This window comes from Lacticaseibacillus manihotivorans DSM 13343 = JCM 12514 (assembly GCF_001435035.1).
Taxonomy (GTDB): domain Bacteria; phylum Bacillota; class Bacilli; order Lactobacillales; family Lactobacillaceae; genus Lacticaseibacillus; species Lacticaseibacillus manihotivorans.
Window position 1 is genome coordinate 17,630 of the sequence record NZ_AZEU01000179.1, and the last position, 19,546, is coordinate 37,175.

Genomic DNA, 19,546 nt, shown 5'->3' on the forward strand with positions numbered 1-19,546 from the left:
GACATTCACCAATATGAGTGATATCCAGACGTGCGCATGTTTAATCTGTAACTTCTTAATATCAACTGAGAAAACTTGTTCGGTTTTCTGCAGTGGTGCCAAGGCGCTGGCGCTCACAGATTTTCGTGCCGAGGCAGATTAGTATGTCTAGCGTAGACACTGAAGTTGCCGGACAGCGATGGGAAATGAGAAAATGAAGCAGAACCACCAAATTAAGGAGTGTTGAAGATGGCCGAAAAGCCGATCAATGAATACACACAAGTGGAAGCGCAAAGTGAAGTTGACGCATTAGTCGCACGGCTGAATACTTGGCGTGACGAATACTACACCAAAGATGCGCCAACGGTTGAAGATCATGAATATGATCTTCAATATCGTCGACTTCAAGATTTGGAAGCTGCGTTTCCAGCTTTGGTGCGCACTGATTCACCGACGCAACTTGTGGGGGGTGCGACTGATGATGACTTGCCGAAAGTCCCACATCCGATCCCAATGCTGTCCATGGGGGATGTTTTTTCCTTAGAAGAACTCCAAGGCTGGGCTGAGCGGTTGGAAGTAGGCGTTGACCAAACAGTTGATTACAATGTCGAACTCAAAATTGATGGCTTATCTTTGTCACTGGTTTATGAAAACGGCAAGTTGGTGCAAGGCTCGACGCGAGGCGATGGGAACATCGGCGAAGACGTCACCAAAAATGTGCGCACCATTCCAGACATTCCACAAACGTTGCCAGAACCGTTAAATATTGAAGTGCGTGGCGAATGTTATATGCCAAAAGCGGCTTTTGCTGAATTAAACGCCAGTCGCGAAGCAGAAGGCCAAGCCATTTTCGCCAATCCGCGCAACGCCGCGGCAGGGAGCTTGCGCCAACTCGACGCTAACATCACCAAAGCGCGTAAATTGGCAACCTTCATGTATACCGTGATCGATCCAGCGCAGTACAACTTAACCACGCAACATGAAGCCATTGCCTTCATGCAAAAGCTCGGCTTTGCCACCAACCCAACAAGTGTCGTGGCCAAAGACTTGGCCACGATGGATGACTATATCACCACCCAAACTGCCGACCGGGACCACTTGGCTTATGGCATCGATGGCATCGTGGTGAAAGTCAATGATTTGGCTTTGCAAGCAGAACTAGGGAACACTGTGAAAGTGCCACGCTGGGAAATTGCCTACAAATTCCCACCAGAAGAAGCGCAAACCACGATTCGCAATGTGGAGTGGACGGTAGGTCGCACTGGGGTGGTGACGCCAACGGCTGTGATGGACCCGGTTCAACTGGCTGGCACAACCGTGAGTCGCGCGACGTTACACAATGTTGACCAGATCCGAGAAAAGGATATTCGCCTGGGAGATGTGGTGATGTTGCACAAAGCAGGCGACATTATCCCAGAAGTCTCGCGGGTCTTATTGGATCAGCGCGGCGCAGACTCTAAACCTTTGGAAATTCCAACTGCATGCCCATCATGTGGGGAAGATCTGGTGCATCTCGATGATGAAGTCGCCTTGCGTTGTTTAAATCCGCGGTGCCCAGCCCAAGTCGCGTCGCAGTTGACGCATTTTGCCTCACGGAATGCGATGAATATCGATGGGTTAGGCCCGAAGATCGTTGCGCAACTCATGAGCCATGATTTGATCCATGATGTGGCTGATTTATACCAATTGACTGCAGATGATTTGGCGGGCTTGGACAAGTTTAAAGAAAAAGCGATTAATAATCTCTTAAATGCGATCGATAATAGTCGGCAAAACTCGGCAGAACGCCTAGTATTTGGGTTAGGCATTCGCCATGTCGGTGGTAAAGCCGCGCAATTGTTGGTAGCGCACTTTAAGACAGTCGATGCGTTAAGCCTTGCGAGTGCAGAAGAAATTTCGGCAGTCGATGGGATCGGTCCGATCATCGCCCAAGCGGTCGTTGCTTGGTTTGCGATGCCAGGGGCGCAACAATTATTGCGTGAATTGCGCGATGCGCGTGTCAACATGCGCTATACTAGTGAACAGGCAGTGGCAACGGAAGGCTTTTTTGCCGGAAAAACGGTGGTGATCACCGGCTCGTTTGCGGACTTTTCGCGGCCTGAATTGACCAAGCAACTGACAGCATTAGGGGCGAAGGTGACCGGATCGGTTTCCAAGAAAACTGATTTGCTGGTGGCCGGTGAAAAAGCTGGTAGCAAGTTGACCAAGGCGCAAAGCTTAGATATTGCGATCATGAATGAAGCGACATTGAAAGAGACGTTGCAAGGAGAGGTTTGAATATTTTGAAGAAATTCAAGGCAGCGGCAACGCTGGTAGTGTTAGTGGCAGTGCTTGCCGGGTGTGGTAAGTTGAACTTTAGCTCTGATGCATCCAGCACCACGACAGGCGGCAGTGGCACGAGTACCAGTAAATATCAAACCACTGGGTCCGTGAATTCCGATATGTATCAAGGGGTCATTCAAAACGGCAGCTATAAAACCAGCTCTGCGCGCGGTTTGACCATCGACACCAATACCCAAGGGTCCAACACATACAATATTAAGTCGATGGAATCTGGTTTGCAGTCGATTTCGATGCAACATTTTTCCACTAGCAAGTATTCATTGGAAGAAGGCCAATTGTTATCGACAGCCACAGCTAAAAGTTGGCTGATGCGCAAAGCTGCCACGACGAAATCTACAGCGCTGGTGTCTGAAGGCCCAGATGGGTTGAACCCCAGCCAATATCAAAATGGCGAAAAAGGTGCCGTGATCGCGAATTTCCAAACCGCCAAGCCGGAATATCTGGCGACGATTTTGGAACAAGATTACATGCAAGCCAGCGGTAAATCGATGAAACTCGGCGGCATTTCCATTGCGCTAGGGATGAACGAATACTACTACTATCAAAAGAAACAGTATGGCGCGACTTATTCCACTAAGATCTCGCAAACTGATTTGGAGAAATACGGCAAGCAAATGGCTGCCACAGTCGTCAAGCGCATCCGTAAAATGTCTGGCGTTTCCAGCACCACACCGATTGTCGTGGCCTTGTATAAGAACGCGGATCAAGATTCATTAGTCGGCGGCACTTTCTTTGCTTCAACCACAAGTGAATCTGGCAATTCCTTGAATTCTTGGAAATCGATCAATGAAAAGAATCAAGTCTTGCCTGTGGTTGAAAATGAAAAAGCCGTCAATTCGACCGTTTCCAATGACTTCTCGAATTTCTCAGACGCCATTGAGAACTTCTTCCCGACCTTAGCTGGCGTCACTGCGCAAACCCATTATGAATCTGGGCAGTTGACCGGGATGAATATCACCATCAACACCCAGTTTTACGGGTTGACGGAAATCGAATCCTTCACCCAATATGTGGCAACCACAGCCCAAAAGGATCTGCCAAGTGGTGCGAAGATCGAGATTCAGATCCAATCCACCGGTGGCATTCAAGCCTTTGTGGCCAGAGAATCTGGCGAAAAAGCCTTCTACACCCATGTCTTTGGTAGCTATTGATCATATTAAGAACAAGACGAATTCTGTCTTGTTCTTTTTTGATGCAAGCGGTGTTTGTGGGTTAGGGGTTGCTGCCGCCAGCAATTGCCAGTCATCTGAGGGCGTTTGGCCGTGCGGTTCTGGTTGGACGGACCTGAATTTTCGCGCGACGTGCCAGTTGTTTTAAGAACATTTGTCATAAAAAATCGCTAATCGAACTATTCATAATTAATTTTGACAAGGCGATGTTATTCAGTTATCCTGTGAGATATTCCAAGGAAACAACAATGATTGATCAGACAATGGTAAAAAGTGACGACAAGGGTGGTTGAGTGTTGCATATTTGCAATGAAAACGTGTTCTTTAACAATTAAGGTTAAGTTTATTGAATAAAGGTAAAGAATGGCTTAAGCTATGAGTAGCACGTTGCACACGGGGGGAAGCAATTTGGAAACATCGACACAATTAAGCTCACACAAAGCGCGGCCGGCCGCGACACCGGAACGTTTATCGCCAGTTTATCTGGCGGTCAAGCGCGCCTTTGATTTTGTCGCTTCAGCATGCGGCTTGATCGTTTTGGCAATTCCTTTTGCCATCATCGGGTTGATCATTAAACTGGATGATCCATCTGGGCCAGTTTTCTATTCACAAACGCGCATCGGACGCAACGGCCACGAATTTCGGATGTGGAAGTTCCGTTCGATGGTGGCCAATGCGGATAAAATGGTCGATCAATTAGCCAAGCAAAATGATACTACCGGCGCGATGTTTAAGATCAAAGATGATCCACGCATCACGAAAATCGGCCATGTGATCCGCAAATACAGCTTGGATGAATTACCACAACTTTATAATGTATTACGTGGTGATATGTCGTTGGTTGGCCCACGTCCACCGTTGCCGCGAGAAGTTGCCACTTACACGGCTTATGACAAGCAACGTTTGTGTGTGACCCCTGGGGCGACTGGCTTATGGCAAGTCAGCGGGCGCAGTGATGTCGGCTTTGACGAAATGGTGCAATTGGACATCGAATACATCAATTCTGCAAGTATTGCCAAAGACGTGATGATTTTATTCAAAACCGTTGTGATCGTGATCAAACCAAATGGTGCTTATTAAGTTACATATGTTGTCACTGTGTTATTTGCACAGTGGCTTTTTTTATGGCGTGGCCGACTGTCGCTGACTAGTCGTGCATGGCCCACACTGGTATAATACAGATATTAGAGAGATTCGGAGGGTCATTATGGGGGCAAGTTTGCTACATAATATGTTATTGCGCGAGTTGGCATTGGTAGGTGTATTGGTGATCGTGTTGATCATTTTTTACATTCGCTTCCGCGCTGCCGGAAAAAAAGAATATGTGCGGACGCGTGAACGCCGCTTGGCGCATGTGGTGAGTTCTGCTCGCAAGCAATTGATCGTGGTGTTGGTTTTACTGGCAGGGGTTTTGGTGTATGATCGCGTGTTGCCACACTTTGGCATCGGGGCTCAAGCCGCTCAAACTGCCACCACTAGCTCAACGACTAGCGCCAAGAAGCCGACGAAAACAGAACGTTCTGCGCGTTTGAAAAAGGCCCAATCTGTTTCCAAACAAGCCAAAAGTTTATCAGAATCGATCAGCAAGTCTTCAAGCGTTGCGGCCAAAGCCAGTTCGTCGAGTGCGGCGTCTGCTTCAAGTGCCAAAGCGGCCAGTGCCAGCCTCGCCAAAGCCGCCAGCGCCTCTAGTGCTGCCGCTAGTTCTGTCAGTGCCTCAAAAGCGGCAGCAGTCGACCCGAAAGTCAAAGCAGTTGCGGCCGTGCAAGCACATATGGCCCAATATCCTAGTGAAACTTCGGATACGCGCATCGATAATGTGGGCGTGATCCAGTACACCACTGATTATACCGGCGTGCCGGCTTATGAAGTGGGGTTGTATCAAACGCAAGCCGATGGGTCTAGTGTTGCGGTCCATATGTATTTCTACTATGCTGACGGCAGTGTTGCCAAAGCTTATTAAGATCGGAGCTGAGTTTAATGTCCAAGGCGCGTTTGAAACGCCGCACCGACAAGCCCTCAAAAGCGCTAACTGAAGAACAAAAACTCGCCATTGCCAAAGGTCAAGTCCCATTAGCCAGCATGAAAATTCCTCGCAGTTTGAAGTTTCGAGAGTTTTTGAAGCTCGCATTGCGGCGTTTTAATGATGCAGAGCTGGGGATGACCGCAGCGTCGTTAGCCTTTTATTCACTGTTGTCGATGTTTCCGATGTTGATTTTGTTGGGGAACTTGTTGCCGTTGTTTGGTTTCTCTTATGACGGGGTCGCCGATTATTTGGAACAAGTGGTACCGTCCGACATTATGAGTTGGATCGAACCGATCATTCACAACTTGTTGAACTCGACGTCTGGCTCCGCGTTATCGATCGGGGCCATTGCCACGCTTTGGGCCGCAAGTCTTGGCATCAACGGCTTGAAAAATGGGTTCAACAAAGCTTATGGCATTACGCCACCGCAGAACTACTTCGTCCAGCGGATCTTATCGATGTTGATCATCTTCTTATTGATCGTCGCATTAGGCATGGTCATGGTGGCCTTTACCTTTGGCCGGCAATTTCTGGAATGGATCGTGCCTTTGTTAGGCTTATCCGATAGTTGGCTGAACACGTTTGATAGCTTGCGTTGGCCAGTGACCGTGTCGGCCTTGATCGTGGTGATCGGCTCAGTTGATTTTTTCTTGCCCAATGTCAAAATCAAATTCTGGACGATCATTCCTGGTGCAGCTTTTACCATTGCGAGTTGGTTAGGCTTAGCGCAAGGCTTCTCCTTATATATGCGGGTATTTGGGTCTCGATTTACCTCATATGGCACGTTAGGCACGGTGATGGTGTTGCTGTTGTGGCTGAATTTTTCCGCCATGTTACTATTGATCGGCGGGGTGATCAATGCATTGGTGGCAGAATATTTCACCGGGCATTTGCATCACTCACATGGTAAAGTCCATGATTTCGTCAAGAAACAACCGCAGCGTCAATAAGTGAAAAAAATCACCCGTCGAATTCAATCGGCGGGTGATTTCATTTGGTTTTGAATTTAGTCAGCGATACGACGCAACATTACGTTGTTAGTCGATCCTGGTTCGTATAATGGCAAACCAGCCACGATCACAACCACGTCACCAGCTTCAAGTTCACCTGATGCCACTAACTTGGCTTCAGCGTCTGCCACTAAGTCTTCAAAGGATTGGCCTTTGTCAAAGACTACTGGCGTCACGTTCCAAGAAAGCAACAGAGCAGATGCCGTGCGTTCATCGTAAGTCACCGCCAAAATTGGGGCTTCTGGCTTCAAACGAGAAATTTGACGTGCGGTGTAGCCACTAGCAGTCAAGGCGATGATAGCTTTGGCATTGACACGTTCTGCGGCAGTCACGGCAGCGATGGCAGTGGTGGTGGTCACAGAGCCAGATTGTTTCAATTCATCCAACACTGGAGAATGCTTTGGCAACATGCGATCAGCACGTTCGTCGATGACTGCCATAGTGTGAACAGATTGCACTGGGTAATCCCCGTTAGCCGATTCGCCAGAAAGCATGGTAGCATCTGTGCCTTGTAATACCGCAAAGGCTACGTCGGTAACTTCGGCGCGAGTAGGGCGTGGGTTTTCTTGCATGGAATCGAGCATTTGAGTAGCAGTGATGACTGGCTTGCCCACCAAGTTGCACTTGTGGATCAAGGATTGTTCAACGGCAACCACTTCTTCATAAGGAATTTCGATCCCCATGTCGCCACGCGCCACCATTAAGCCATCAGCAACGGCCAAAATGTCATCGGCATTGTTGATGCCTTCTTGAGATTCGATCTTAGGGATGATCAGCACATCAACGCCTTCAACTTCAGCCAAGACATCTTTGATTTCTTGGACATCGGATACTTTGCGGACAAAGGATGCGGCGATAAAGTTGATGCCTTGCTTCACGCCAAAGCGGATGTCGTCTTTATCTTTTTCGGTGATGCCTTTGAGTTGTAAGGAAACACCGGGAGAGTTCACACCTTTTTTGGAGCCAAGTTCGGCATGGTTTTGCACTTCAAGCGTCAATTCGCGCTTGTCCGCGTCTTTGGCGATGATTTCTGTATCCAACAAACCATCATCAAATAACACGTGATGGCCGATTTCAACGTCATCATATAAGCCGCCGTAAGTAATATCAATGGCACCTTTTTGGGATAACTTGCCAGTATTCATCGATAATTGGATCTTGTCGCCAGCAGAATAAGCCACTTTGTTGCCATCAGTGGTGGCAGTGGTACGGATTTCAGCGCCTTTGGTATCAAGCATCAAGCCGACTTTCACGCCAGTTTCTTTCATCGCTTGTTTGACCAAGTTCATGCGGCCGAGTTGTTCTTCATGGTCGCCGTGAGAGAAGTTGAAGCGAAAAATGTTGGCACCAGCATTGATCAAGGCCTTGATGGTTTTCAAGTCGTTGGATGCTGGGCCTAAAGTCGAGACGATTTTAGTTTTACGCATGGGTAAAATTTCCTCCAAAAAGTTATGTAAGCGTGATACAATCACGACTATTATTTTAAAGAATATTAACTAATAAGGCAATAGGTAACGGAAGCCTTTTCATCGGCTCGTCATTTTTGTTATATTTTTCCAGCCGCGTCGTTGTGCCAAACTTTCGTTGCATCACGACTTGACAAGGCAAAAATCGCCAAGAATTTGCATAACACTATGCCATTTGCAATGTTGGTTATCTTTGTTAAATGGGTTACAATCGTAGGTAATGGCATCAGCCGTTACTTTAGTCGTAAGGAGTGATTAATGTGAAGTTTGTCGCAATTGTTGGCTCAAACGCGAACCAATCCGTGAATCGCCAACTGCTTCAATTTATGCAGCGGCATTTTGATGACGATCAACTCGATCTCGTCGAAGTTAAACCGTTTCCGATGTTTAATGAAAACCATCCGGTCACAGATCCTGAACCTGCTGTGCAATTAGCTGAACAAATTGAATCAGCAGATGGGGTGATCATCGCCTGTCCGGAATATAACCACAGTGTTCCAAGTGGTTTGAAGTCGGTCATCGAATGGGAATCTTATCGCCTGCATCCTTTCAAAAACAAGCCGGTGATGATCGTTGGCGCTTCTAAGTTTGCGCAAGGCTCTTCACGCGCACAATTACACTTGCGTCAAATTTTGGATTCACCAGGTGTGTTTGCCCAAGTCTTTGCTGGCAATGAATTCTTGTTAGGTCAAGCCAAAGACGCGTTCACTGTTGAAGGCGACTTGAAAGATCAAGGTACCATCGACTTTTTGACCTTGTGTTACAACGGGTTCAAAGATTTTGTGGCGATGCATCAAGCTGCTCAGGAGGCCCAAGCATGAAATTAGTTGCAATCGTCGGCACCAATGCCGATTTTTCCTATAACCGCTTGTTACTTCAATATATGCAAAAGCATTTCCAAGCGATGGCTGACATTAAGATCTTAGAAATCGACCAGCTGCCAGCGTTTTCCATTGATGAACCACTCGATATGAAAGTTTGGTCCTTCAAAAAGGCGATTCAACAAGCCGATGGGGTCATTTTCTCCACGCCTGAATATGATCACTCGATTCCAGCAGCCTTGAAGTCTGCAATCGAATGGGTGTCTTACAAGCAAAATGCGTTGTATCACAAACCCGCAATGATCGTCGGCACCAGTTATGGCCCGCAAGCTTCTGCCCGCGCACAAGAGCATTTGCGCCAAATTTTGGCCAGCCCTGATTGTGATGCCTATACGTTGTCAGGCAATGAAGTGTTGATCGGCAATGCCGCCAAAGTGTTTGTCGACGGCAACGTCACCGATGCCAAAGTGCGTGCAGAGCTTGAAAGCTACTTTAACAATTTTGTTGATTTCATTGATACCACAGCCCCTAAGGAGGACGATTCGATGCCAAAACAACCTTATTTAGATGATGCTTATATCAAATTTCCCACCGGGTCTTTGAGCTTCCGCGAAGTCCAACAGATTTTCGCCACGATCCCATTTGAAATCGATTTGATCGATCACACGGATCACTTCACCTGGTATTCCAACAAGCCAAACCGCGAACATGTCCGCTATCCCAATGAAATCGGCGAAGGCGTCGATGAATGCCATCCCCCAAAGGTATTGCCGATTGTGATGAAAATCATCAACTCCTTTAAAGATGGTTCTCGCGATTCCGTTTCTCGGCCATTGATGATGCATGGCCATCGCGTGTTGATCCAATATTATGCTTTGCGGGATGTGGATGGGTCTTATCTTGGCACCATTGAATTCACCGGTAGCGTGGAACACATTTTGAACTTCTATGACCAAGGCGCATGGGGTGAAAGTGACGGGACAACTGGCGCTTCTCAAGCTGATGCCACCAGCGGCGCAACTGATGCCAGTGGTGATGCTGCTGCGGATGCCACGTCTGGGGCTTCTGCTCATGATGAAGCGGCAAGTGACGCGCCTGCTGCTGAAAATGCTGACACTACTGACGCACCGGACGCGACCAGTGGGGCTTCTGAACACTAATGTCTCGTTTGACGAAACGTGTGAAAGTCGGCTACGGCTTAGGGACAACGATTACCTTAACGACTTTCGGTGAATTAAATGATGTGGCCATTGATGCGGCGATGACGTTGGTCGCAGAATATGAAGATCGTTTGACGGTCAACCGTCAAGTATCTGAAGTCATGAGCATCAATCATGCCGCAGGTGATCATGCCGTTGTGGTGTCGCCGGCGACGTATCAATTGGTGAAACGTGCCGTCTTAGCAAGTCGAGAAAACTTCGGCTTCAATGCCTTGATCGGCCCATTAGTCAAACTTTGGGCAATCGGGTTTAAAGCGGCTAATGTCCCAGACGAGTCTGATATTGCCGCACGTAAACAGTTGATCGACCCCATGCAAGTTGAATTAAACGACGATCAGTTGACGGTCAAGTTATTACAACCTGGCATGGAACTAGATCTCGGCGGCATTGCCAAAGGTGAAATCGCCGATCGCATCGCAGATTTATGGCGGGCGTATGGCGTGGCTAGTGGCATTATTGATCTCGGCGGCAACTTAGTGTTTGTCGGCGAGTCACCACGACGCGTCGATGGCCAATGGGTGATCGGGGTGCAAGATCCCCAAGCTGAGCGCCATGATGAAGTTGGCCGCACAGTTTTGCCAGCGTGTTCTGCGGTGACAAGCGGCATCTATGAGCGCTTTTTGATCGTTGCTGGCAAACAATACCATCATTTACTCGATTCGCGCACCGGGCATCCTTTGCAAACCAAACTGGCAGGGGTGACGGTTTTTGCCCGTCAGTCTGTAGTGGCAGAAACAGAAGCCAAACGGTTATTTTTTGCTGGGGAACCGATCCCAAATTGGGAAAAACAACCCGACATCTATGGCGCCGTGTTTGTCTATCAAGATGGTCGCGTGGTCCCAGTCGGGGTTCATTTACAGGCATAATGGAAAGGCTTGATCAAAGCCACTTTGGTCAAGCCTTTTTGCGTGGTTGCAAATTAAAATAATTGTACCCAACTTAAGAATTGTTAACGTTGTTTTGAAACTTTCAAGGAGTCGCGTATACTAATAAAGTACAATTTCTTATCCGTCGAGGATTTCGACGCAACGATTTGGAGGATGTTATGGATACCATTGTCATTGTCAGTGCAAAACGCACCGCGATCGGGAAGTTCGGCGGCGCATTGAGTTCGGTATCAGCCGTAGAATTAGGGCAGGCGGCCGGTGCGGCTGCTATTCAAGCTGCTGGAATCGATCCAGAGCAAATTGATCAAGCCATTTTCGGAAATGTGTTACAAGCAAACTCTGGCCAAAATGTGGCCAGACAAATTGCCTTAGGTGTCGGTATGGCAGAAACCAGCACGGCCATGACCATCAATGAAGTCTGTGGTAGCGGTTTGAAAGCCATCCGTTTAGGCCAAAGTGCGATCCTTATGGGGGACGCAGACATTGTGTTAGTCGGTGGTACCGAAAATATGAGCCAAACGCCTTTTTACGCGCCAAACATGCGCCATGGCCACAAGCTCGGTGATGTTTCATTTGTCGATGGCATGATGCAAGACGGCTTATCTGATGCGTTCAGCCATGAACCGATGGGCATCACCGCAGAAAATGTCGCCAATGAATATCAAGTGACCCGCGAACAACAAGATGCGTTTGCCTTAGCGTCGCATCAAAAAGCCGTCGCCGCCCAACAAGCCGGCGTGTTTGCCGATGAAATCGCACCAGTGACTGTGCATGCTCGCAAAGGCGATGTGGTTGTGGTCACTGATGAAGGCCCACGCCCTGATACCAGCGCCGAAAAACTGGCCCATTTGCGACCATCATTTCGGGCAAACGGCACTGTGACGGCTGGCAACGCCAGTGGCATCAATGATGGTGCAGCAGCGATGATTTTAATGACGCAAAGCAAAGCGGAAGCATTAGGTTTAACTTGGCTCGCAACCATCGATGGGTTTGCTGAAGGCGGCATCGCACCGCGGATCATGGGTTATGCCCCAAAGTCTGTGATCGAAAAGTTGGTCCGCAAAACGGATACTGATCTATCTGATATCGATACTTTAGAATTAAATGAAGCCTTTGCCTCTCAAAGCGTGGCGGTCACGCGCGACTTGCACGTGGACATGACTCGCGTGAATCCGCGTGGTGGCGCCATTGCTTTAGGCCATCCCTTAGGTGCAAGTGGTGCTCGTTTGATGGTGACTTTGGTGCATGAACTGGCGCAAAATGAGCAACACCGCGGTATCGGCGCCTTGTGTATCGGCGGCGGGATGGCCGTGGCGATGCAGGTGAGCCGCTGATGGTGAAATTTTACCAAATGACACCGGCGCAGCGGCGAGCAGCCTTAGTGCAATCAGAAAATTTGACGCCTGCTGACGCAGACTTTTGGGCTGACCCACAAGTTCTGCCTGCAGCCATTGCGGATGCCTTAAGCGAAAATCAAATCGGCCAATTTGCTTTACCGTTAGGCGTGGCCAAAGATTTAATGGTCAATGGCCGAGTTTATCAAGTGCCGATGGCTACGGAAGAACCTTCTGTGATTGCCGCGGCTTCAAATGGTGCCCGCATTGCGAAGTTTAACGGTGGGGTGACCACCACAGCGGCAAAACATGTGGTCGTCGGCGAAATCGTGTTTGATCAGTTGGCTGATCTTCCGGGTGCTCAGCAAATGATCAACGCGCGCCGAGCGGAAATCAGAAGCTTGGCAGATGCCGCTCATCCATCGATTGTGCGGCGCGGTGGCGGTTTGCAAAAAGTTGAAACGCAAATTTTGGCGCATTTTTTGAAAATCAGTTTGATCATTGATGTGCAACAAGCGATGGGTGCTAACATTGTCAACACGATTTGCGAAGCAGTCGCTGGACAACTCAAGCAATGGCTGAATGCCGACGCCTTAGTCGCAATTTTAAGCAATGAAGATCGGCAGTTGACCACCGCGTCAGTGGCCTTAAGTGTTGAGACCTTACAAACTAAAACCACGGATGGGCCAACTATTGCGCGCAAAATCGCAGCCTTAAGTGACTTGGCGCAAGTCGATGTGGCCCGCGCCGTGACGCATAACAAAGGCATCATGAATGGCATTTCTGCGGCAGTGTTGGCTAGTGGAAATGATACCCGGGCTGTGAGTGCCGCCGTTCATGCTTATGCGGCAGCCAGCGGTCATTATGTGGGTTTGAGTACGTGGCATTTGGAAGCTGATCAATTGATCGGTCAGTTAAGTTTGCCTCTGCCAGTTGGTATTGTCGGCGGGGCGATCAGCGCTTTGCCAGCCGCTCAAGCCGCCAAGCGCCTTGGCAATTATCAAGACGTTGCCACTTTGCAACAAGTGTTAGTCGCGTTAGGGTTGGTGCAAAATCTTGCCGCTTTGCGTGCGTTAGCCGGGCCTGGCATTCAAGCGGGACACATGGCGCTACAGGCCAATGCGTTGGCGATTCAAGCCGGCGCATCAGGGGACGAAATCCAGCAAGTAGCGCAAGCCTTGCAAACGCAAACCAAAAATCTTGCCACTGCCAAAGACATTTTAGGGCGCATTCGTGATGAAAAAGGGGAACAAAAATGAGTATCGGAATTGATCGTATCGGGATGGCAACGCCAGCATTTTATGTGGATTTGATCGAATTGGCCAAAGCCCGCGGGGATGAACCAGACAAATACACGATCGGAATCGGCCAAGACCAACAAGCCGTCGCGCCGAGTTCACAAGACATTGTGACTATGGGCGCAGACGCTGCGGCTAGCATTTTATCTGAAAATGATCACATCGGCTTGATCGCGTTAGGCACCGAGTCTGGGATCGATGCATCAAAAGCTGGCGCGTTGTATATCCAAAAGTTATTGAATCTGAGTCCTTGGGCGCGCGCCGTGGAAATTAAAGAAGCTTGTTACGGCGGGACTGCGGCTTTGATGATGGCGCGTGATTTTGTCGCGGCACATCCCGATCAACAAGCCTTGGTGATCGCTTCAGATATTGCCCGCTATGGGTTAGCCACAGGCGGCGAAGTAACGCAAGGCGCTGGTGCGGTGGCCATGATTGTCTCAAAAGATCCGCACATTTTGACGATCAATGACGATTCGGTATACCGCAGTGATTCGATCATGGATTTCTGGCGGCCAGTTTATCAAGATACCGCGTTAGCTAAAGGGAAGTACTCCACGGCCCAATATCTGGACTTTTTCCAACAAGTTTGGGATCGCTACAAGGCCACCACTGGCAAAACTCTCGCTGATTTCAAAGCCCTTTGCTTCCACTTACCTTATACCAAAATGGGTTTAAAAGCGTTGCGGTTAGCGCTGCCTGAAGGCGATGAGGCTAAGCAAGCGGATTTAATGGCCCATTTTGATCGTTCGATTCAATATTCCCGCCGCGTTGGGAACTTGTATACCGGGTCTTTGTATCTGGGCTTGCTGTCAATGCTTGATTTAGATGATAGTTTGCAAGCAGGCGATACGTTGGGGTTGTTCTCGTACGGTTCCGGCGCGGTTGGGGAATTCTTCTCTGCAACATTGGTTGACGGTTTTGAACAATACTTGCACGCCGCGCAACATGCCGCATTGTTAGATGATCGCAAGCAGTTGTCCGTGCCGGAATATGAAGCAGTCTTCAATGATAAAGTGCCATACGCGGCAGGCGATTACCAAGCCGATCCGCAATACTTTGCCGGCCGCTTTGTGTTGACTGGTGTCAAAGATCAAGAACGCCAATATCTAGCGCGTTAATCAAAATATGCCCGCCACGGATGCAATCATCGGTGACGGGCATATTTTTATTTCAAGAGTTTTTCAATGCTTGGGATCATTTTGTTCGGGTTAGTTTTTGGGGCGAAGCGTTCAACGACATGACCATCAGCGTCAACTAAGAACTTGCAGAAGTTCCACTTGATGGCTTCGCCTAAAACGCCAGGGGCATCATGTTTCAATTCGTTAAACAAGGGATCGGCTTCCTCGCCGTTGACGATGGTCATGCTGTGCATGGGGAAGGACACCCCATAAGTCAACCGACAAGCCTCAGCTGCAGCTTGACCGTCAGCGAGTTCTTGTTTGAATTGGTTGGACGGAAAGCCTAATACCACTAAGCCTTGGTCTTTGAACTGTTCGTATAAACTTTCCAATTGTTTGAACTGCGGGGCAAAGCCGCACTTGGTTGCCGTGTTTACGATCACCAAGGGGTGGCCGCGGTATTTGCTCATCGAATAGGTGTCGCCATTTTCCAATGTGACGTCGTAATCATAAATCATTTCGCACACCTGCTTTCTGATTTAACTATATCACGTTCAAATCAATTGCGCACGATGCAAATGAGAAACGCTTTCAGTTCCCAAATAGGGCAAACAAAAAGCACAAGGCGCGGCGGCCTTGCGCTTGATTTCATTACAAGCTGGCTTGCTTATCCACCAAGGCTTTGGTGAAGACTTCAAGCTTTTTGATATCATCATCTTCAGGCGCGAGGTCGATTTTGACGGATTCTGCCCCTTTAGTGGCCCCAGTTTCCTCGAAGGCTTTGGCGAAGTCATCGACACTGGTGCAAAAGTCGTCGTAAAAGGTGTCGCCAGATCCACAAGTCCCAAACACTTTGCCGGATAAATCGAGTTCTTTAAGATCATCGTAAAAATCAACGGCTTCATCAGGTAATACACCGTCGCCGACATCAGAGTAGGTGTAAGTGGCCACGACACAAATGTCTACGTCTTCGAAGTCCTCAGCATCTGCTTGCGAAACTTCAGTGGTGTCCACTTCGACCCCATACTTTTCGAATTCTTCTTCGACGATGCCTGCGATTTCTTCGTTATTGCCTGTCATGCTGGCATATACGATTGCTGCTTTGACCATGTTGGACTTCCTTTCGTTAATTCACTTTAACCGCCATTATAGCAAACTTCAGCTGCGGCGACTAGTTGCCCAAGTGTGGTAGAATATAGACAACATTCTTAGGAGGCGCAACATGTCCAAATATTTGGTAACAGGCGGGGCCGGTTTTATCGGCTCGAATTTAGTCGATGAATTGATCAAAGGTGATAATCAGATCACTGTGGTAGATGACTTATCGATGGGGTTGTTGAGTAATCTTCCTGATAGTGACAAAGTAACCTTCATCAAACACGACATTACCGATCACGACTTCATGTCAGCACTGTTGATCAATGAAAAATTTGACTACATCGTGCTGCTGGCAGCAATCGCCAGTGTTGCTGATTCTGTTGATCGCCCATATGACACCCATGAGATCAACCAAGAAGCCAACTTAAACATCATCGAAACCATTCGCCGTGAACATCTGCCATTAAAGAAGTTATTCTTCGCCAGTTCCGCCGCGGTTTATGGCGAAAACCCAATCTTGCCTAAAGTCGAAACCTTGGCGGTGGATCCGCTGACCCAATATGCGGTAGACAAGTACGCCACGGAACGCGCAATCATCAACTATTCGCGTTTGTATGACCTGCCTTTTGTCACGGTGCGCTTCTTTAACGTCTTTGGTCCCAAGCAAAACCCAGCGTCTCCATATTCCGGCGTCTTGTCCATCATCATGAATGCCTTGCAAAACGACAAGCCGTTCACCTTCTTCGGCGATGGTGGTCAAACCCGCGACTTTGTCTTTGTTGGCGACGTGGTATCTGCCATCATCGGCTTATTGCATACGCCAGAAGCGCGGGCAGATGTCTTCAACATTGCCAATGGCCAACAAACCACCTTGCAACAAGTGGCTGACGACTTACAGGCAATTACCGGCAAAACTTTGAACGCCACTTACAAAGAAGCACGCCAAGGCGATATCCGCGATTCATATGCCAACGTTGATAAAATCAACGCTTTTGGTTTCATGACGCATACGCCTTTGAAAGCCGGCTTGAAGATCTACGCTGATTCCGTGAAATAACGCACAGTTGTGTTACACTGGAATGGAAGAAAAAAATAGGAAGTGCACATTTTGATCACACTGAAATCACCACGTGAAATTGAAGGCATGGCTAAATCCGGTGCCATTTTAGCTGGCATGTTAGCAAAGCTTGACGACATCATTCGTCCAGGGATCTCCAGTTGGGAAATTGAAAAATTCGCCAACGAATGGATCGAATCCCACGGCGCCGTCGCGGCAGAAAAAGGCTTTGAAGGCTATCGCTACGCCACTTGTGTTGCCATCAACGATGAAGTTGCGCATTCGATTCCGCGCAAAGGCTTAATGCTTAAAGATGGCGACATCGTGTCTGTTGACACGGTAGTCAACTGGCAAGGTTATATGTCTGATGCTTGCCGGTCATACGCCGTTGGCAAAGTTTCCGACAAACGGCAAAAATTATTAGATGACACTAAAAAGGCGTTGTACTTGGGCATTGAACAAGCGCAAGTCGGCAACCGCATCGGCGACATCGGTCACGCGATCCAACAATTCACCGAAGTTGAAAACAACTACGGCGATGTCCGCGAATTGATCGGCCACGGCATCCAGCCAACGATGCACGAGAGCCCCAACGTGCCGCACTATGGTGAAGCCGGTCATGGCTTGCGCTTAAAGGCGGGGATGACCATCACCATCGAACCAATGATCACTACTGGGACTTGGAAGATCGCGGCTAAAGAAGTGCCGAATGAAGATTGGGAATACTATGTCACCGCTGATGGTTCTGACTGTGCCCAATTTGAACACACCATCGTCATCACTAACGACGGTCCAAAGATCTTGACCAGTTATGATAAGGAATTTGACGCCAAGTATTTGCTTGACTAAACGTCTGAGTCTCACCAGTATCGCTGATTGTCGCGATGCTGGTGAGACTTTTTTAGAAAAAACGTTTATAAGTGATAGTCTTGTCACGGCAAGCGAAATGCGTTATCATATGCTTGAATTCTATGAGGAGTGAGTGGCTTAGCGCAGGTCACCCGTACCACTTCGCGACGGGCGGCAGTGCCCGCTAAACAATGGAGACTATCCCGTAGCGACTGGGCTTCACTGTCGAGCTCCGTTAGATCTCCAGTTCCAGAGTGCCGGCATAGAAGGGTCCAACTCGGACTCAAACCAAGTAACCGCCGGGAGTAATGCCCTCATGGCAACATGGGAAGCAAGTCGACGTCTGTGCACGAAAGGCAATGCAGAGCTGATTAGTGATCAAAGCGGTCAAGGCCCAAGAAGCCGAGGCTACGCAGAAACGCCTTGAGAATCACTGTAGATTGAACGGCATGAACGTAATCAAATAGGCGTACAGCCAAGAATCCACGAAAGAGGCAACTGTTTCGTGGATTTGTTGTGCAATGAATCGGTTCAGGCAGAGAAGTTGCAACTTGACGCGGTCGCGCAAAAAATAAGCGGTTCAGACGTCAACTGACGAGTCTGAATCGCTTGTTTTTTATTGGAGCTTGCCATTGATCGTGATATTGCCAGGGCCTAAGCGCTTGGATTAATATAAATATTCATCAGCGCGCTGATAGGCGGCAGTGGCGCTGCTATCGGCGTCATCAACTAAGGCTAAACCCAATGAGCCGGTAACGTTGATTTTTAAGCCGTTAGCCAAAACCGGGCGTTTGAGTTGGGCCATCGTTTCTTGGGCCAGCTTGTTTGCCGAAGCAGCGTCAACATTGGGTAAAATCAAGCAGAATTCATCCCCACCAGTGCGGTAAAGCTTGTAATGATCATCAGCAATATGTAAGGCATGTTTGATGCGCACGGTGGTGGTCATCAAGACTTGATTGCCGACTAAATGACCAAAGGCATCGTTGATCTGCTTGAAGTGATCGATATCAAAGGTCGCAATGGCCAAAGGTTGCTCGGCATTTTGTTGTTGAAAGGCGCGGTTGCAGTCGCGCTGGAAGGTCAGCCAATTGCGCGCTTTGGTCAAGCCGTCGTATTGCACCTCGTGATTGAGGCGCACCAATAAGCGTTGATCTTTGGCTAAATAAGTATCCAGATCCCACAAGGCTAAATACGACCAAAAGAATACCAAGTAATTGACGCCAGCAGCAGTGGCAGACAAATCTTTTTCACTCATGAAGGTCGCCCACCAAAATGCCGCCCCAATGATCATCGGTGGCAACATATACCAAAAACGGCGATTGACGAGCTTGGGGCCATACCAGCGCTCGGAAAACACCACCAGCGATGCCAGCACAAATACCAGACTGGTCAAAACTGTGACTTGCGCTTCGATCAAAAAGATGCCAGTGGCGATCACTTGAATGATCACAAACTCCCAAATACTCCCAAATAGCAAATTAGAGTAAATCACAATAATGATCAACAAGTTGCGACAAACCCAATCCAACGTCCCATGCGTCCCATGGATAAAAAAGGCCAACAAAATCATCATCGCACCGATATAGATCACTTGTGGATATTGAAGCGAAATTTTATTCAGTGTTTTTTGTTTGACGACGCGTTTGTGCGTGCCGACATCGATTTGATTATAAACAGACATGAAGCCTAGTGTTGAAATCACCACTAAGAACATATTCAAGGCGTATTCTGTCAACATGGCGATGCTCCCCCAGACCATTGCGATTACTTATTAATATGCGCAATTTTTGTCGGTACGTCAATGATTTTCGCCAATACGATAAAAATATTTGTCTGTAAATTGCGATTTTCCAACGCAAAATGTGTGATTCTCG

The 19,546-nt window shown here is 48.4% G+C and carries 17 protein-coding genes; 13 read left to right on the forward strand and 4 right to left on the reverse strand.

Going from position 1 to position 19,546, the window contains the following annotated elements; translation table 11 throughout:
• Positions 1 to 228 precede the first annotated feature (228 nt).
• The 5 genes from ligA (at position 229) to FD01_RS10385 (ending at position 6,464) form a co-directional block, all read left to right on the forward strand.
• Entirely contained in the window at positions 229 to 2,256 is a 2,028-nt protein-coding gene (ligA, locus tag FD01_RS10365; protein WP_056964143.1) for an NAD-dependent DNA ligase LigA, read from the forward strand.
• Positions 2,257 to 2,261: 5 nt separating this feature from the next.
• A complete protein-coding gene (locus FD01_RS10370; RefSeq protein WP_056964192.1) occupies positions 2,262 to 3,473 on the forward strand; it encodes a CamS family sex pheromone protein in 1,212 nt (403 codons plus the stop codon).
• A gap of 426 nt (positions 3,474 to 3,899) precedes the next feature.
• A complete protein-coding gene (locus tag FD01_RS10375; protein ID WP_054714439.1) occupies positions 3,900 to 4,571 on the forward strand; it encodes a sugar transferase in 672 nt (223 codons plus the stop codon).
• A gap of 127 nt (positions 4,572 to 4,698) precedes the next feature.
• Positions 4,699 to 5,451: a hypothetical protein gene (locus FD01_RS10380; RefSeq protein ID WP_056964145.1), complete on the forward strand. Its 753-nt coding sequence runs from the start codon at positions 4,699 to 4,701 to the stop codon at positions 5,449 to 5,451.
• 17 nt (positions 5,452 to 5,468) lie between these two features.
• The gene (locus tag FD01_RS10385) at positions 5,469 to 6,464 is read left to right on the forward strand and encodes a YihY/virulence factor BrkB family protein (RefSeq protein WP_056964146.1); all 996 of its coding nucleotides are present in this window, start codon (positions 5,469 to 5,471) and stop codon (positions 6,462 to 6,464) included.
• A 56-nt stretch (positions 6,465 to 6,520) separates the two neighbouring features.
• On the opposite strand, the gene pyk is transcribed toward FD01_RS10385, so the two are convergent.
• Positions 6,521 to 7,951 carry a pyruvate kinase gene (gene pyk, locus FD01_RS10390; protein ID WP_056964148.1) on the reverse strand — a complete coding sequence of 477 codons (1,431 nt, stop codon included), beginning with the start codon at positions 7,949 to 7,951 and terminating at the stop codon, positions 6,521 to 6,523.
• Between the two features lie 299 nt (positions 7,952 to 8,250).
• Here pyk and FD01_RS10395 point away from each other — a divergent pair, with 299 nt between their 5' ends.
• The 6 genes from FD01_RS10395 (at position 8,251) to FD01_RS10420 (ending at position 14,668) form a co-directional block, all read left to right on the forward strand.
• Positions 8,251 to 8,811, forward strand: coding sequence for an NADPH-dependent FMN reductase (locus FD01_RS10395; protein ID WP_056964150.1), 561 nt, complete (start codon positions 8,251 to 8,253; stop codon positions 8,809 to 8,811).
• Positions 8,808 to 9,971: an NAD(P)H-dependent oxidoreductase gene (locus tag FD01_RS10400; RefSeq protein ID WP_056964153.1), complete on the forward strand. Its 1,164-nt coding sequence runs from the start codon at positions 8,808 to 8,810 to the stop codon at positions 9,969 to 9,971. The genes FD01_RS10395 and FD01_RS10400 overlap by 4 nt, the downstream gene beginning before the upstream one ends.
• Entirely contained in the window at positions 9,971 to 10,897 is a 927-nt protein-coding gene (locus tag FD01_RS10405) for an FAD:protein FMN transferase (RefSeq protein ID WP_056964155.1), read from the forward strand. Before FD01_RS10400 ends, FD01_RS10405 begins: the two co-directional genes overlap by 1 nt.
• A gap of 179 nt (positions 10,898 to 11,076) precedes the next feature.
• Positions 11,077 to 12,252, forward strand: coding sequence for an acetyl-CoA C-acetyltransferase (locus tag FD01_RS10410; protein ID WP_056964157.1), 1,176 nt, complete (start codon positions 11,077 to 11,079; stop codon positions 12,250 to 12,252).
• 2 nt (positions 12,253 to 12,254) lie between these two features.
• A complete protein-coding gene (locus tag FD01_RS10415; RefSeq protein WP_056964194.1) occupies positions 12,255 to 13,511 on the forward strand; it encodes a hydroxymethylglutaryl-CoA reductase, degradative in 1,257 nt (418 codons plus the stop codon).
• A complete protein-coding gene (locus FD01_RS10420; protein ID WP_056964159.1) occupies positions 13,508 to 14,668 on the forward strand; it encodes a hydroxymethylglutaryl-CoA synthase in 1,161 nt (386 codons plus the stop codon). The genes FD01_RS10415 and FD01_RS10420 overlap by 4 nt, the downstream gene beginning before the upstream one ends.
• A gap of 47 nt (positions 14,669 to 14,715) precedes the next feature.
• Here the strand turns inward: FD01_RS10420 and FD01_RS10425 are convergent, their stop codons facing one another.
• Entirely contained in the window at positions 14,716 to 15,186 is a 471-nt protein-coding gene (locus tag FD01_RS10425) for a glutathione peroxidase (protein ID WP_054714431.1), read from the reverse strand.
• 133 nt (positions 15,187 to 15,319) lie between these two features.
• A complete protein-coding gene (locus FD01_RS10430; RefSeq protein ID WP_054714428.1) occupies positions 15,320 to 15,778 on the reverse strand; it encodes a flavodoxin in 459 nt (152 codons plus the stop codon).
• A 112-nt stretch (positions 15,779 to 15,890) separates the two neighbouring features.
• On the opposite strand from FD01_RS10430, the gene FD01_RS10435 reads away from it, so the two are divergent.
• Both FD01_RS10435 and map read left to right on the forward strand, forming a co-directional pair.
• Positions 15,891 to 16,823 carry an NAD-dependent epimerase/dehydratase family protein gene (locus FD01_RS10435; RefSeq protein ID WP_054714426.1) on the forward strand — a complete coding sequence of 311 codons (933 nt, stop codon included), beginning with the start codon at positions 15,891 to 15,893 and terminating at the stop codon, positions 16,821 to 16,823.
• Positions 16,824 to 16,874: 51 nt separating this feature from the next.
• Positions 16,875 to 17,672 carry a type I methionyl aminopeptidase gene (map, locus tag FD01_RS10440; protein WP_054714424.1) on the forward strand — a complete coding sequence of 266 codons (798 nt, stop codon included), beginning with the start codon at positions 16,875 to 16,877 and terminating at the stop codon, positions 17,670 to 17,672.
• Positions 17,673 to 18,339: 667 nt separating this feature from the next.
• Here the strand turns inward: map and FD01_RS10445 are convergent.
• Positions 18,340 to 19,410 carry a GGDEF domain-containing protein gene (locus tag FD01_RS10445; protein WP_056964161.1) on the reverse strand — a complete coding sequence of 357 codons (1,071 nt, stop codon included), beginning with the start codon at positions 19,408 to 19,410 and terminating at the stop codon, positions 18,340 to 18,342.
• Positions 19,411 to 19,546: the final 136 nt, after the last annotated feature.

Coding starts and splice junctions, on each gene's coding strand:
- FD01_RS10420 (WP_056964159.1), top strand. CDS start 13,508: ATGAGTATCGGAATTGATCGTATCGGGATGGCAACGCCAGCATTTTAT.
- FD01_RS10410 (WP_056964157.1), top strand. CDS start 11,077: ATGGATACCATTGTCATTGTCAGTGCAAAACGCACCGCGATCGGGAAG.
- FD01_RS10425 (WP_054714431.1), bottom strand. CDS start 15,186: ATGATTTATGATTACGACGTCACATTGGAAAATGGCGACACCTATTCG.
- FD01_RS10430 (WP_054714428.1), bottom strand. CDS start 15,778: ATGGTCAAAGCAGCAATCGTATATGCCAGCATGACAGGCAATAACGAA.
- pyk (WP_056964148.1), bottom strand. CDS start 7,951: ATGCGTAAAACTAAAATCGTCTCGACTTTAGGCCCAGCATCCAACGAC.
- FD01_RS10435 (WP_054714426.1), top strand. CDS start 15,891: ATGTCCAAATATTTGGTAACAGGCGGGGCCGGTTTTATCGGCTCGAAT.
- FD01_RS10445 (WP_056964161.1), bottom strand. CDS start 19,410: ATGTTGACAGAATACGCCTTGAATATGTTCTTAGTGGTGATTTCAACA.
- ligA (WP_056964143.1), top strand. CDS start 229: ATGGCCGAAAAGCCGATCAATGAATACACACAAGTGGAAGCGCAAAGT.
- FD01_RS10400 (WP_056964153.1), top strand. CDS start 8,808: ATGAAATTAGTTGCAATCGTCGGCACCAATGCCGATTTTTCCTATAAC.
- FD01_RS10385 (WP_056964146.1), top strand. CDS start 5,469: ATGTCCAAGGCGCGTTTGAAACGCCGCACCGACAAGCCCTCAAAAGCG.
- FD01_RS10380 (WP_056964145.1), top strand. CDS start 4,699: ATGGGGGCAAGTTTGCTACATAATATGTTATTGCGCGAGTTGGCATTG.
- FD01_RS10405 (WP_056964155.1), top strand. CDS start 9,971: ATGTCTCGTTTGACGAAACGTGTGAAAGTCGGCTACGGCTTAGGGACA.